This window comes from Weissella sp. MSCH1, assembly GCF_045799135.1.
In the GTDB taxonomy this organism is placed as follows: Bacteria; Bacillota; Bacilli; order Lactobacillales; family Lactobacillaceae; genus Weissella.
In genome coordinates this window covers 1-13,194 of sequence record NZ_JBJMBA010000032.1, presented here as the reverse complement: position 1 = coordinate 13,194, position 13,194 = coordinate 1, and the positions used below count along the sequence as shown (strand labels likewise).

Genomic DNA, 13,194 nt, shown 5'->3' with positions numbered 1-13,194 from the left:
TTATCCCTCCTTATTCAACTTGGTTTCCAAGTAGCGCATGTAGTAACTCATTGGCATCGTCAAAATCAAATAGAAGATAGCAACGATGATAAATGGCCCAAACGTATCAAATGTTTCTTGCGAAATCATATTTGCTTGGTACATCAAATCCATGCCGGCCACGAAAGCTAGCACTGATGAGTTCTTAATCAAATTAATAAATTGGTTTCCAAGTGGTGGAATAACCAGCTTAAACGCCTGTGGCAATACCACGTAACGCATTCCTTGCCACCAAGACAAGCCATTGGAAAGTGCACCCTCCAATTGACCATGTGGCACAGCGTTAATTCCCGCGCGCACTGTCTCAGCAATAAAGGCTGACGTATATAGTGTTAGTCCCAACGTTCCAGCTGCAAACCCGCTAATTTTTACAACGTTTGCAATTACCACATAGAAGAACATCGTAATAACCAACAATGGAATATTACGAAGTACTTCAATATAAATACGCCCAATAATATTGGCCGCCTTATTTGGCACAACTTCCATCAAAGCAAAAACAGTTCCCAGAATCAGTGAACCAATCAATGCCAACACTGACGAGGCGATTGTCCAACCAAATCCAGTTAGGAAGTCATGAGCGTGTGTTTGAAATAATGACAACATTACTTAGCCAACTCCTTCCAATCCATTCCCTTAACACCAGCGAACCACTTCTTGGCTAGCTTGGCGTAAGTCCCGTCTGATTTGATATCATCAATCGCCTTATTAACAGCCTTGACTAACTTAGGGTTGTTTTCATCCATAGCAACGCCATATGGTTCCTTAGTAAAGGGACCACCGACAACTTCCAAACTCTTCGAGCCGGCCGCCATACCATACAAGATACCATTATCAGTCGTCAATGCATCTCCTTGACCGGCCTTTAATGCTGTTAAAGCAGTTGCATAATCAGACAAAGCAACAACCTTAGCCTTAGGCGCGAACTTCTTAACAACCACCGCTGACGTCGAACCAGCAACGGCCAAAATACGTGCTCCCGGCTTGTTCAAATCGTAGATATCCTTAATGCCACTACCCTTTTTAACCAAGATAGCTTGCCCAGCATTAAAGTAAGGCTTTGAAAAATCAACAACCTTCTCACGATCTGGCGTAATTGACATCGTAGCAATAATCGCATCAATATTACCGTTCAACAACATCGGAATACGTGTTCCAGATGTAATTTGCGTCAATTCAACCTTCGCTTTTGGATTAACACGCTTCGTAATTTGCTTCGCCATATCAACGTCGAAGCCTTCCAACTTACCAGTCTTGATGTTCATCAAGCCCATTAACTTTGTATCACCCTTAACACCCCAGACCATCTTGTCTGACTTCATGATACGATTGTAAGCTTCGTTTTTCTTATCGCTGGCATGCACTGGGGTGGCAACCACACTCCCTGCTAGCAAAGCGACGGCGGCACCAGCAAGAACCGCACGCCAAGTACGCTTAAACTTGCGACTCATACTCCGCACCTCCTAGTGAATGATTTGTGACAAGAATTGACGTGCACGTGGCTCCTTAGGATTTGCAAAGAATTCTTCGGTAGGAGAATCTTCCAAAATTTGACCATCTGCCATAAAAATAACACGATCGGCAACTTGCTTAGCAAAGCCCATTTCGTGTGTCACAACCAACATTGTCATACTTGAATCTGCCGCGATTTCGCGCATAATCTTCAAAACGTCGTTAACCATTTCTGGGTCCAAAGCTGACGTTGGTTCATCAAACAACAAGGCCTTTGGCTTCATTGCCAATGAACGTGCAATCGCAATACGTTGTTGTTGCCCACCTGAAAGCGTTGAAGGCATCTTGTCAGCCTTGTCAGCAAGACCAACTCGCTCCAACAATTCCATTGCAATCTTCTTGTTTTCTGCTTCATCACGCTTCAATACCAAACGTGGGGCCAACATAATGTTTTCCAAAACCGTCTTGTTCGCATACAAGTTAAAGTGTTGGAAAACCATGCCAACATTCTTACGCGTACGGTTCATATCAGTTTGTGGGTTAGCCAAGTCTTGACCGTTAACAATTAATTGGCCTTCTTGAACAGGCTCCAAACCATTTACGGTGCGAATCAACGTTGATTTTCCTGAACCAGATGGGCCAAGCAAAACGACCGTTTCACCAGCTTCCACGTCAAGGTTAATATCCTTCAAAGCATGGAAATCTCCATAGTACTTTTCGACGTCCTTAAATTCGATCATCGACATAATGGTGTTCCTCCTTATTGACAATTTCCTCAAAAATCATCATTCAATATAAAATGACCCGTCGCGATTTTTCGTGACGGGTCGCTATGTTTAATAATAGTCTGTAAGTAAGACCGGTGTCAATTATCTTGTCAGGTTTCTTGACAATCACCTGACAGACTTACTTTTGCTTATAAGCTAGCTCAACGGCTAGTTGATAAGGCTTCGTTGTTTCTTGTAGGTTTACGCGACCACGTGCATGGCCAACACCACCCGTAATTACCGCCGATGCAATAAACAAATCATAATTTTCGAGGGCTAACTCAACTGGTTGCAGCCCAACCGTTTTAATCCTGGCAACGCGCTGCGCAAACATCTCGTTCAAGCCACCGTAAACGGCCAAGCCACCACGCTCATGCTCCAAGCGGAAGTATGGCAATGGTGTCCCCGGATGATTAGCATAGATGACCTCGTTACCAGCCGCCAAATAGGCTAACTGATCAGTCTCTGACATGCCGTTATAGTCTTGTTGGAACATCCCACTAGCTTGTAACTGCTCGGCAACTTTCGTTAATTCTGCTTGCATATCAGCGTCAGAAATTGCCGTTGCTGGTAACACATTTTCCTTGGCGTATAATCCGTTTGCTGGTACATAAGGCATTGCTGCTTTAGTAGTCTGACTTTCCTCAGCAGGCTGGCCACCCAAAACCTTTTCAATCTTTGGCGAAATATCCCACTTCACCGTTTTCTTCGTGTAGTAGTACACCATATTCAGAACCGCAAAATAGGCAATCACAATGAAGGCGAGCATCAATACTACCCCACGAAGGTAGGCCCCATTTTCAATGTGCTTTACGCCCAAGTACAAGACATAAAAGTCTCCCGCTGTGGCCAAAATTGAATATACTTGCCCTTTCCACTTGGTATTAACATTAAAGAACCCCAGATAGTGGTTTAACAAATCTAAAATAGTCAGCATTAGTTTGTTGCACCTCCGTTTGCTGTCGATGGTGTCGTTGCTGGCGCAGTTGAACTAGCCGTTGATGAACTCGTTGCGCTTGAGGCCGGGGCACTTGAAGCACTCGACGTGACGGCACTTGAACTGCTTGCCGGGCGACTTGAAACACTCGACGAACTCACTCGACTATCAGTCGTGTCTTTATTTGTTGACGCCGTACTTGCTGATGACGACTCCTCTTGTTTACGAGTCGACTCTGTTGTGGCAGACGAGTCTGTCTGACTATCACTGACAACCCGACTCGTCGACGTTTCAGCAGTGTCAGCGGACTTACTTTCTTCAGACTTAGCTGGTGCACTTGTTGATGTCGATGATGACACGACGCTTGACGAAATTTTTGCACCATTCGATGTATTCGTTGAAACATTAACAATTGCGTTAGCTGCACTCAACGCCAAAATAATTGAAACTAGTGCAACCGGCGTGATAACGGGTGGTGTTCGATATGCCATAATGCTCCTCCTACCGTGGCCAATTATTCTTGGACAACTTGCTTAACAATTTGATTGATTTCTTCTTTGGTGGTTTCCCAATCATCATTAATCACGACGTGGGCAACGCCGCGTAACGCATCAGGCAATGCGGCATCGCGTTGATATTCTTGACTGGCTAAACGCTCCTTAACCGCGGTTACATCATCCCCACGCTTTTCTAAACGCGTTAACAAATCATTTTCTTCGCTAACAGTGAGATAGATAATAACTGCCTCGTCACCCAATTCTTGCGCATATGTCATCGCGCCAGCCGTATCCAACACGATGGTAATGAATGGATTCTTCTCCCACGCCCTAGCTAATCCTTCGTGGGATGACCCATAGTGATAATTTGAATACGTCACACTCTCTAAGTAATGATTTTGTTTAAAACTTGCTTCAGTTTCAAAATAATAATCAACTTGATCAACTTCACCTTCGCGTGGTGCTCGAGTTGTGTGTGTAATAACTTTTGGCATTTCAAAGAATTCATTGAGGTAATTTGCAACAGTGGTTTTGCCAGTACCGGTATTTCCAGTTAGCACAAATACTTTACGATTCATGGGTTTTAACGACTCTCTTTAAACTTAATTATTTCCATTATAAAACCCCGAACTTAAGTTGGCTTAAGTTCGGGGTAAAACGTTAATATTCCTTACCGATTGGGAGACGCATCACCCGACCAATCATCGTCGCCAAAGCAACAACAATGACAACTTTGATTAAAGTTGGAATGATGAAGGCCACCAATCCGGTAGCCATTGCATTCGCCAACGGCATCTTAGCTGCTACTGCCAACCAAACCGTACCGAATCCCAACTGCAAAAACGCTGCAATTAAGTTCCACGCTGTCAACGCATACCACTTGGCGCTCAACTTGATTCCCCACCCAATAATAAGCGGGAACAGAAGCATGCCAATAAGGTAGCCACCCGTTGGCCCAATAACGATACCAACACCAGAGGTCCATCCTGCAAATACAGGCATCCCGACCACCCCTAGCAGTAAGTAAACTGCCACGGCCGACAACGAAATTGGTAGTAATGTCACCGATGCAACTAACGGCACAATCATCGTTTGTAGGGTTAACGGCACAATCCCCGTTGGAATTGACAACGGCGCCAATACCGCAATCATTGCTGCAAAGACGGCTGCCAACACAAGCTGTCGTGTTTTCATGAAATAGTCCATCCTGTCATATTTAATTTCGTGATTTCACCAGAATAGAAAGTTTGTGGGCCAGCGGCTGTTTGCACAAACAAGCCACCATCATCCAGCACATCTTGAACACGCCCCTGGATGGTTTGCTTACCAACAACCAGCTCAACCTGTTGACCGATTACGAGTGATAATTTGCGATAGTCGCGCATCACATCACGGGCATCTAACGAAAAATAGCGAACGAAATAATTTAATAACGATGCCACCAGCTGTTCCCGATCAACTTGTTGATCAGTTAACGCACCGGCCTTTGCTTGGATGTCAACCGGATAATCGGTTGGGTTAATATTCAAACCGATGCCAATAATCAAATGATTACCGACCGATTCAACTAAAATACCGGCCACCTTTTTATGTTGATAGTACAAATCATTGACCCATTTAATACCAACTTGCACACCCAATTCAACTGACAATGCAGTGGCAGCTGCCACCGCCACGCTGGTTGTCACCTGACCAGGGTTGAGTGTTCGACTATCAGCCACTGGCCAAACCAAAGTTAGATAAATACCAACTTGATCTGGCGAAAAATACTGCCGACCATGCCGACCATACCCTGCCGTTTGTTCATCTGCCACAATCGCTACTGGCGCCTTTAATTGTGTATTATCAATCAGCCGTTTTGCAGCAGTATTAGTTGAATCAATCGTGGCATAACTTGTAATTGTCACTGGACTTAAGGTTGTCAATCGTAATTGATCCATGGTCCATCCCTCCAAACTTTCTAGTCCCCATTATCACAGTTAGTCATGGTGTTCTCTACCAGCACAACCAACTGTTCCTATCATACCATGTACGCACACTGGTCAGGTTACCCGCTTTAACCCAAAAGGACTAGCCCAGAAATCTCTGCACTAGTCCTTTTTAGGTTAATTATTCTAATGAAGCTTGTTTTTCATAAAAGCGAACCCGATCGACAATCGGTTGCACTAATTGACGATAACGACCCACTAAATCAATTTGATTTGTTGTCGTTTCCTCTAATTCTTTCACGTGTTCTTCCGCAATCGCGCGACCAATCTTTTTAATCCACCACACCGATAGTCGATGCCAACGCCCCATTTTGTCATGGTTTGTCGCCCCCCGTAGCTGAAAGAAATCAGCATACTGTTGGACAAGGTAATTAAAATTATCAACACAAATGTGTTTAAAATAAGTCGCATCAATCGGATGGAGGCCCACCGTGAACAACAAAATATGCTTATCATACAGCGCCGGAATCAGTGTATTGACTAGGTTAGCAATTTTAACGCGGCCATGAAATACTGGGCCACCAAAAACAATCGTATCGTACGTCGTTAAATCCAACGCGCCGATTTCATCTAGGCGATACAAACTAACCTGCAACTCATTTGCAATCCAGCGGGCATATTTTTCAGTATGCCCGTAGTGACTGTCATAAATCACAACTGCACTCATTCACGTGTCCTCCCCATCTATCTTTCTGCCACTATCATACGAGTTGTAAGTTGGTGACGTGTGCAAAAGTTTCGAAGATAGTGTGAAGTCTGACAAAAATCATTACTTATTCAATAAACCCTTGAAAAAGTTAACAATTGGATTCCAAATGTTCGTGACGAACCAATTAGCGGCTTGCTTAACATCCTCTGAATTCGCAAAATCCTTCGCCTTAGCCATCGCATCTCCAGCTGAGTTTTCAAGCTTATTTGATAGGCTCTTAGCATTATCAACGAAGGTAGATGAGTCAGAAATAGGTGCGTCTGCAACCCCTACCAACGCTTGCGCCATCGTTTGTACCGCCGTATCAGACGTCTTTTCGGCAATACCTTGCTTATCCAAGTTAATATTTAATTGATCAACTGCAATATTAATTGTAATGTTTTGTCCGTCTTGCTTTTTCTCAGCCAGTTCGCTAGCTGTGTTCGTTACCGCTGACGTTAACTTACCTGGGTAGGCCTTATCGTCTTTGTTATCATTCACGGCATCCGTCGTAGCGGCTAGCATGTTATTAGCTGCAGACGTATTTTGTTCGTTCAGCGCAATCCCATCTGTATCCAAAGCCTTATAAACACCAGCCAAGGCTGCTTGCCCAGAAACTTGTTGGTTGGCTGTTACCGTAATAATCACATCTTTTACACCGGCCATCGTGGCTGCCATCGCATACTGTTGTGAGGTCACTTGCGTAATATTATCCTTACCATCAAAGTTCTTAATGTTTACCAATGTGCCCGTACCAGGTTCAGCCGGTGCAATGGCAACAGAACTAATCATCGCACTATCTGCCACTCCCGAAAGGCCAATATATGATGCGTCAGCCCCGGTTGTAGTTAGTTTTTCATAACTGTCTGTCACACCAAGTGTTGTTGCAAGAGCACTTTGATCTGAGGCCCCAGCCCCATAAACAACATACGACTTTGACAAGGCCCGTGTTTGCACATTCGTTGTTGCTGCTTGCACAACGTTCGGTTGCACCAGAACGGTCGCAGTCACCGTTGACGCCCCTAGCAAGGCAGTTGCTAGCAACGTCGTCGTTATAATTTTCTTAGTTTGCATCGTTATTTCCTCCGATACCATCGTTTTCATTGTCACATAATTGTAACATATCGTGCCTTAAACAGAACTTCAAAACGCAACGCGCTTAGTTTGTGAATTTATTGTGAACAGTTTGCACGAAGTTTGTGTATTCCGCTCACAAACAAGGAAGAAAAGAGTACTATTATAAGGTAATATCTCGTTTAGAAAGTGAGGCAATTGTGACATGGCGATTCAAAAATCAAGTTTGTTAACAGCATCCATTTTATTGGCTAGCGTCTTATTCGCTACCCCTGTGTTTGCTGATGACACGGCAACCCCCGCAACAGTATCATCATCCGTCAGTGTCGTTAGTGGCGATACCGCAGACTCTGCGACAAGCACGCCAACGATAGATGAATCAACGCCAGCCACACCAATTGTTTTACCAGCATCAGCCAAGTCTGAAGAAGAAGCCAGCACGGCCAATGAAACAACTGCTACGCCAGAAACGTTAGAGGCGTGCGTACCAAACACACCGGTCGTATTACCTGAAGAAACAATTACCGATTATGTGTCCCCTGTTACCGAAACACCCACTGAAAGCAACACTTCTGATAGTAACAAGGCCAGTGAAGTCGTTTCGTCAGAGTCAGTTGGGCAAGCCACAACGCCAACTGAAACCGACTTGGCTAATAAGGTGACAACTTCAGAAACACCGGTCCAACCTATTACTGACCAATCCGTTACCCAAACACAAAAGGTCACGACTAGTAAAACGTCTGACGCACGGACTGCCACAACTTATCGAACAGCAAGCGCCACTACACAGCGCGCTTCGGTCACTGCACCAACGACAGTCACAACTAGTCAAACTACAAATCAACCAGTTACCGCTGTTAACAGTAGTGATGCAGAAACTGCACAGCCAGTTGCGCAGACCACATCAGTTGCGCAAGAGCCAACCGATGTCGCACCAACAACAAACCAAACGGCACAAGAAATGGCTAGCTCAACAGTTAAAGCGGCTGTTACAACTGCCTCAACGCATGAAGCAGCCACCCTTGGCACACCGTCAGAAAGCCAAGCTAATACCGTTGCGCAAGAGCCAACCACAGCAGCCACAGCAATTCATGAGGTGGCTGTCCGCGCTGGTCAAATGGCTGACGACATGTTGCCGCCTAGTGCTTACCAAATGAACTGGGGCCCGGTTGCAATCACAACATTTTCAGTTGCTTTAGCTTCTTGGATTATTGCCTACTACGCAATCCGCCGACGTCAAGCCGACCGTGAACGTGACATTCTTAGTCATTAATTTTTGAATAACTAATAAAAACCGCAATGATTTTGTCGTCATTGCGGTTTTTATTGTTATTAATCTTCAACGTTAGCCAATTCGTACATTGATTGTCCGAAAATAGCCATCGCACGTGTCAAATCTGACACTGGGTAGAATTCGTCAGCTTGGTGCATCGTGTCAGGCACACCTTCGAACATTGCTCCAAAGGCAACACCACGCTTCAACAAACGTCCAAACGTACCACCACCGATAACTTGCTCACCTGCTGGCAAACCTGTTTGCTCACGGTAAACTTGCAACAACGTCTTAACTAGTGGATCATCACCAGGTACGTAGTGAGGCACTTGTGCGTGACCTTCTTGCTTGGCCGTTGCATCAAAACCAGCAGGCAATGATGCCGCTACGTGACCTTCAATTTCTTCAGCCGTTGTGTTTTGTGGGTAACGGAAGTTAGCATTTACAAAGCCATCTTCGCCATCAGTAAAGCGTTGGATACCAACGTTCATTGACAAGTCGTGCATCAAATCGTCGTGCGTCTTTGCACCAATCTTCTCAGCAACCGTGTCATCGTGCAATTGCGTTCCCAAGAACGTCAAGAAGCCCTTAGCGTTACCGCCAAAGTCTTGGTCTTGCAAGAAGTTAGCCAAGTAAGTACCGGCGTTTTCACCGGTTTCAGGCATCGCACCGTGAACTTGCTTTCCATAGAAAGTAAACGTTACTTGGTTACCATCAACCTTAGCTTCACCCTTAACACGCTTTTCAGCGGCCAAGTAAGCATCCATAGCTGAAACCAAAGCAGCCGTATCTGCAGCCTCAACAACGGCAACAGCAGTTCCAGGTACCATGTTTGGACGTGAACCAGCTGAGAATGAAACCAACTTCAATGAACCACCTTGCGTACCAGCAAAGCGCGTTACGATTGAAACGTTACCCTTCTCACCGTTGATAATTGGGAACTCAGCGTCAGGTGAGAATCCCATCGTTGGCATACCATACTCCTCAAAGAAGTCATCCATACCAGTCCAGTCAGACTCTTCATCAATTCCCATCACCAAAACTAGCTTGCGCTTCAAGTCCAAGTTCAAGTCCTTGATCATCTTCATTGCGTAGTAAGCCGTAAATGAAGGTCCCTTGTCGTCTGATGCACCACGCGCATACAAACGGCCGTCTTCGATAACTGGTGACCATGGATCCTTTGTCCAACCGTCACCAGCTGGCATAACATCCAAGTGACCAATAATGGCAACTGTTTCGTCAGCGTCTTCAGGTCCCAATTCTGCATAGGCAACCAAGTTCTTGTAGTTACCAACACGGAAACCGTCACGCTTTGCGAATTCTTCGAACTTTAGCAAAGCTTCCTTAGGACCAGGTCCCAAAGGTGCGTCCTCAGTCGCTGCCTCATCATCACGAACTGACTTGATGGCCAACATTTCCTTCAAGTCAGTCAACAATGCATCTTCATACTTCAATGCTTCTGCACGCCATTGCGTTGTCATATCTCATTGACCTCCACTGTCATATTGGTTGTAATTATACGCCATTTTACAAATCTTTGCAGAATTTAATCATGATTCGCCTGGTCAACTTCCCTTTTGATAGTCTTATTTTCATCATAGAACAGCTAAAATGTGAACGCTTACAGAACGCTTTGTAAATTCCGGCTTTTTCGTATTTTTTAGTGATATTATGAGCATGCATTAAGCAATTACATTTCTATATTTTGAGGGGTTTGTTCTTATGGATGCAAATACGCAATCTGTTAAAAAGGACGAATTTGCTAAGTTGACATTAATGGATCGTATTGCCTATGGTTTGGGTGATTTTGCCCAAAACTTGGTTTTCGGTACTGTTGGTGGATTCTTGCTATTCTTCCTGACAACTGTTAACGGTATTTCAGCTGCGGCTGGTGCCACTATTTTCTTGGTCGTTCGTTGGATCAACGTTGTGTGGGATCCTTGGGTTGGTGCCACAGTCGACAAAGCACATCCTAAGGGTGGTAAGTACTTGCCATACCTTCGTAACTTCGGTATTCCGCTAGTTATCTTGGCTGCCTGCTTGTTCTTGCCAGTTGGTCAATGGTTCCCTGCTTTCAAGGTGCCATATGCCTTCTTGTCATATATGGCAACAGCCATGGTTTACTCATTCGTTAACATTCCATACGGTGCCTTGAACGCATCATTGACACGTGATAACGATGAAATTGCCAAGTTGACAACGGTTCGTATGACGTTGGCTAACATCGCAAACTTGTTGGTTTACACATGCTTCCCTATCTTCGTGCAATTGGCAACATCAGTTGACCGTTCATCAAAGGATATCGGAATGTTCGGTATCCACATGAACTTGGGTGACTACTCATCAGCACAATCTGCTGGCGCTTGGTTCAAGGTTTATGCCGTCTACATGGTCATCGGATTCATCGCTTTGATGGTAACGTACGCTAAGACGAAGGAACGTGTTTTGCCTGCTGAAGATGAGCCTGAAGTAAAGTACTCAGACTTGTTCGCTGAATTGAAGCGTAACAAGCCTTTGCGAATCTTGGGATTGTTCTTCTTGGTCGGCTTTACATTTATGTTCTTCGGAAACACAGTATGGCCATTCTTCTTGCAATACAACATTGGTCACTCAGAATGGAACGGTTCAATCTCATTGCTTGGATCAATTCCTGGAATCTTCTTGGTCTTCCTTTGGCCTAAGATTCGTGCCAAGGTTGGTAAGAAGCAATTCTTTGCTCTGTTCCTAGCCATCTTCATGGTCGGATCAATTGTCTTGTGGATTTGGACGAAGTCACCTGAAAACATTGCTTTGGGTTACATCGGACGTTTCTTGCAACAATGGGGATTGACTTCAGCCACTGGATTCATTTGGTCATTGGTTCCTGAAGTTGTCTCATACGGTGAATACACTTCTGGTAAGCGTGTTGCTGGTATCATCAACGCCATCATGGGCTTGTTCTTCAAGATTGGTTTGGCTTTGGGTGGTATCATTCCTGGTTACATCAATGCCGCTACTGGCTTCGATGGTACTAAGAAGGTTCAATCTGCTGCCGCTTTGATGGGATTGCAATGGTCAATGATCTGGTTGCCAATTATCATGGCTGTACTTGCTATCTTGGTCATCATGAAGTACCCATTGACTGACGAAGAAGTTAACAAGATGAACCACGAAATTGAGGCTCGTCACAAGTAATTTCAATCGGTTAATCAAAATACCGCCACTCAGTTGCGAGTGACGGTATTTTTTTGTCTATAAGTTGGATTGAATGCGTGCCATGTAGTTTGGCAAAGAATCCGCAATAAATGTTGGCTTCACCACATAACTGTGTCCGGCCATCTCTTGGGCAATAGCTGAATGCGCGTATACCGCCGCCTCAACGGCTTTAGTCGTATTAGCTTTGAATTGACCGGCAAAACCAGCCACAATTCCAGCCAACACATCACCCATTCCCCCAGTCGCCTGGTAAGCCCCACCAATTTGAAGTTGCTTTTGCTCAGTCTCGGTATAAATGAGTGTATGGTGTTGCTTAAGTACTAAGACATTTAGGTTCAAAATCTGTCGTTGAACTTCATTCAGCTGGTGATTGTCTTGGTAATTGAGTTGGACACCACTCAAGCGGGCCCACTCCATTTGATGTGGTGTTGCAACCGTGAAAGTATCGCGGGGGAATGTCAGATTGTGCTCGGCCATCACCGTTAGTGCTGATCCGTCAGCGATTAAAATTTGGTCCTTGCTAACTGATGTCAACACCTTACGCACCAGTTGCGTCGCAAATTCATCCGTGCCCAAGCCAGGCCCAATCAAAATCACATCGTTCGTTTGAATGGCTGTTGTCAATTGCTCATCATTACGCCAATCCACGAACATCGCTTCTGGTGTACGAGAACGCAATGCTGTTAAGTTAATTAAATCCGTGGCCACGGTTGTCAAACCAGCACCTGATCCAACTGTCGCCTGTGTGGCCATCAAAATAGCCCCACCATATTGAATGTTACCGCCAATTAACAGCACCCGGCCAAAATTGCCTTTGTGACTGTCGTCTGGACGGCGCAAGATAACCTCATGTAAAATTTCTGATTTTAGTTCACTAAGCATGGCGCGTCTCCGAATTTATTAATAGTAACTTCATTATACCGCGCGAAACCCGAATTGCGGAACATTCTCCATCCGCTGTAATTCGTCACAAAATAACCAAGGGTTTTTAATTGCAAGCGCTTACATCGAGTGTTATTATAATCATGTACCAAAGGAAAGGCAGGTAATTGAATTGCAGGAAGAATTCATTTCAACCTCTATCATCTCTCTACCTACCAACATCCATGCGGGCGTGTCACAGTAATGACGCAAGATAACAAAACGTATCAATTTAAGAGATAAACACTTTAGTCATGATTTGACATCTCTTGCGGTCATTAGCATCGGTTACTTCGAGGACGTACGATAATCCAATTTGGATGTAAGCCTGTACAGAGTTCGAAGGCTGCTCCCGACACGGTT

The 13,194-nt window shown here is 44.8% G+C and carries 14 protein-coding genes; 2 read left to right on the top strand and 12 right to left on the bottom strand.

The features are described 5' to 3' along the window. The 10 genes from ACJ28U_RS03075 to ACJ28U_RS03030 form a co-directional block, all read right to left on the bottom strand. The gene (locus ACJ28U_RS03075) at positions 1-645 is read right to left on the bottom strand and encodes an amino acid ABC transporter permease (RefSeq protein WP_099088725.1); all 645 of its coding nucleotides are present in this window, start codon (positions 643-645) and stop codon (positions 1-3) included. Continuing rightward, positions 645-1,490, bottom strand: a complete 846-nt coding sequence (locus ACJ28U_RS03070) for a transporter substrate-binding domain-containing protein (protein WP_010371546.1) — start codon at positions 1,488-1,490, stop codon at positions 645-647. Before ACJ28U_RS03070 ends, ACJ28U_RS03075 begins: the two co-directional genes overlap by 1 nt. A gap of 12 nt (positions 1,491-1,502) precedes the next feature. Then, positions 1,503-2,231: an amino acid ABC transporter ATP-binding protein gene (locus ACJ28U_RS03065; RefSeq protein ID WP_010371549.1), complete on the bottom strand. Its 729-nt coding sequence runs from the start codon at positions 2,229-2,231 to the stop codon at positions 1,503-1,505. Positions 2,232-2,397: 166 nt separating this feature from the next. After that, positions 2,398-3,195 carry a DUF6681 family protein gene (locus ACJ28U_RS03060; protein WP_407618350.1) on the bottom strand — a complete coding sequence of 266 codons (798 nt, stop codon included), beginning with the start codon at positions 3,193-3,195 and terminating at the stop codon, positions 2,398-2,400. Then, positions 3,195-3,686 (bottom strand): hypothetical protein, encoded by a 492-nt coding sequence (locus tag ACJ28U_RS03055; RefSeq protein ID WP_407618349.1) that lies wholly within the window; start codon positions 3,684-3,686, stop codon positions 3,195-3,197. The genes ACJ28U_RS03060 and ACJ28U_RS03055 overlap by 1 nt, the downstream gene beginning before the upstream one ends. Before the next feature lie 23 nt (positions 3,687-3,709). Next, entirely contained in the window at positions 3,710-4,270 is a 561-nt protein-coding gene (locus ACJ28U_RS03050; protein WP_099088721.1) for a guanylate kinase, read from the bottom strand. A gap of 82 nt (positions 4,271-4,352) precedes the next feature. After that, positions 4,353-4,886 carry a biotin transporter BioY gene (locus tag ACJ28U_RS03045; protein ID WP_407618348.1) on the bottom strand — a complete coding sequence of 178 codons (534 nt, stop codon included), beginning with the start codon at positions 4,884-4,886 and terminating at the stop codon, positions 4,353-4,355. Further along, on the bottom strand, positions 4,883-5,632 hold the full coding sequence (locus ACJ28U_RS03040) for a biotin--[acetyl-CoA-carboxylase] ligase (RefSeq protein ID WP_407618347.1): 750 nt from the start codon (positions 5,630-5,632) through the stop codon (positions 4,883-4,885). The genes ACJ28U_RS03045 and ACJ28U_RS03040 overlap by 4 nt, the downstream gene beginning before the upstream one ends. 169 nt (positions 5,633-5,801) lie before the next feature. Next, the gene (locus ACJ28U_RS03035; protein ID WP_407618346.1) at positions 5,802-6,347 is read right to left on the bottom strand and encodes a flavodoxin domain-containing protein; all 546 of its coding nucleotides are present in this window, start codon (positions 6,345-6,347) and stop codon (positions 5,802-5,804) included. Between the two features lie 102 nt (positions 6,348-6,449). After that, positions 6,450-7,442, bottom strand: a complete 993-nt coding sequence (locus ACJ28U_RS03030; RefSeq protein ID WP_099088717.1) for a DUF1002 domain-containing protein — start codon at positions 7,440-7,442, stop codon at positions 6,450-6,452. 205 nt (positions 7,443-7,647) lie between these two features. Here ACJ28U_RS03030 and ACJ28U_RS03025 point away from each other — a divergent pair, with 205 nt between their 5' ends. Continuing rightward, the gene (locus tag ACJ28U_RS03025) at positions 7,648-8,715 is read left to right on the top strand and encodes a hypothetical protein (RefSeq protein ID WP_407618345.1); all 1,068 of its coding nucleotides are present in this window, start codon (positions 7,648-7,650) and stop codon (positions 8,713-8,715) included. A 59-nt stretch (positions 8,716-8,774) separates the two neighbouring features. Here the strand turns inward: ACJ28U_RS03025 and pepV are convergent, their stop codons facing one another. Further along, on the bottom strand, positions 8,775-10,196 hold the full coding sequence (pepV, locus tag ACJ28U_RS03020) for a dipeptidase PepV (protein WP_043941446.1): 1,422 nt from the start codon (positions 10,194-10,196) through the stop codon (positions 8,775-8,777). A gap of 241 nt (positions 10,197-10,437) precedes the next feature. On the opposite strand from pepV, the gene ACJ28U_RS03015 reads away from it, so the two are divergent. Then, the gene (locus ACJ28U_RS03015; RefSeq protein ID WP_407618344.1) at positions 10,438-11,889 is read left to right on the top strand and encodes an MFS transporter; all 1,452 of its coding nucleotides are present in this window, start codon (positions 10,438-10,440) and stop codon (positions 11,887-11,889) included. A 57-nt stretch (positions 11,890-11,946) separates the two neighbouring features. On the opposite strand, the gene ACJ28U_RS03010 is transcribed toward ACJ28U_RS03015, so the two are convergent. After that, on the bottom strand, positions 11,947-12,792 hold the full coding sequence (locus ACJ28U_RS03010) for an NAD(P)H-hydrate dehydratase (protein WP_407618343.1): 846 nt from the start codon (positions 12,790-12,792) through the stop codon (positions 11,947-11,949). Positions 12,793-13,194: the final 402 nt, after the last annotated feature.